At 36.9% G+C, this 1025-nt stretch carries 2 protein-coding genes and 1 pseudogene; all 3 read left to right on the forward strand.

Features of this window, described 5'->3' with window-relative positions; all coding sequences use genetic code 11:
* The first annotated feature begins 392 nt into the window (after positions 1 to 392).
* Positions 393 to 677, forward strand: coding sequence for a helix-turn-helix domain-containing protein (locus RHOW815_RS08065; protein ID WP_256439940.1), 285 nt, complete (start codon positions 393 to 395; stop codon positions 675 to 677).
* A gap of 17 nt (positions 678 to 694) precedes the next feature.
* Positions 695 to 760, forward strand: a complete 66-nt coding sequence (locus tag RHOW815_RS09225; protein ID WP_350339778.1) for a hypothetical protein — start codon at positions 695 to 697, stop codon at positions 758 to 760.
* 36 nt (positions 761 to 796) lie between these two features.
* Positions 797 to 1025 (forward strand): annotated as a pseudogene (locus RHOW815_RS08075) (IS630 family transposase); the annotation flags it as partial.

The following is a 1025-nucleotide window of genomic DNA, read 5'->3' on the forward strand; positions in this document are numbered from 1 at the left end:
AAAGCCCTTGTATAAAATAATGCCCTTAAAAATACGTAAGGGCATGATGAAATTTGAAAAAGCAAAAAGTTTAGACAACGAGAAATTCCGAAGATTAACTTGATTTTGGAAATAAGTCACAAAGAGAAAAAAGCCCGAGGAGGCCGCGTCAATAAATTAAAAATTGATTCTCTACCCTTTGGAATAGATAAAAAGCTTTAGGTTGCCATATAGCCCCCTCATCCGTATCAGGTACGTAAGTTATTCCCATAGATCTAGCAATCAGATTCCATTCTTTTTCTATCTTTTTTAGATCTTGAAAACATGTATATAGTGGTTCCGATTCAATCGGATAGAAAAATATTTGTTTTGTGTTAAGCTATTAAGCATGAAAAAAACTGACTCCTAGCCAGATAGCTGACTTAGAACACAAGTTAAAGCATCCAAAAGACTATTCTGAACAGAATAGGCTTTGTGTAATTTTGGGCTATGATGAGGGTATCTCAACAAAAAATCTTGCTAAAATACTCCGGATAAGCCCTATCACTGTTCAGGAATACCTCAGAGAATATGATTCCGAAAATAAAACTAGAAGTAGCCCTCGAGGCGGTAGCAAATCAAAACTTTCACAAGACCAAACAGAGTCTCTACTAAAACACCTACAGGAAAAGACCTATCTTAAAGTCAATATGGGATAAAATATTCCCGAAGTGGCATGACAGATTGGCTCATACAGCACGGATTTGCTTATAAACGTCCTAAAAAGATTCCTGGGAAATGAGATCCTGAAAAACAACGAATTTTCATAGAACAATATATGGCTTTAAAGGAGACCTTAAACCCTGATGAAGAGATCTATTTCATAGATGCTGTGCATCCTGAACATCAGTCCCAAGCCGTATATGGATGGATCAAAAAAGGCGTTCAAAAGACTTTGCAGACATGCAGGAAACAATTGCGATTGCATTTTTCTGGAGCTCTTTGCCTGACAGGAATGAAGATTTTTACAGAGGAATATAAGACAGTTGATGCCGATGCAATGCTCG

The sequence above is a fragment of the Candidatus Rhabdochlamydia sp. W815 genome, assembly GCF_018642185.1.
GTDB classification, from domain to species: Bacteria; Chlamydiota; Chlamydiia; order Chlamydiales; family Rhabdochlamydiaceae; genus Rhabdochlamydia; species Rhabdochlamydia oedothoracis.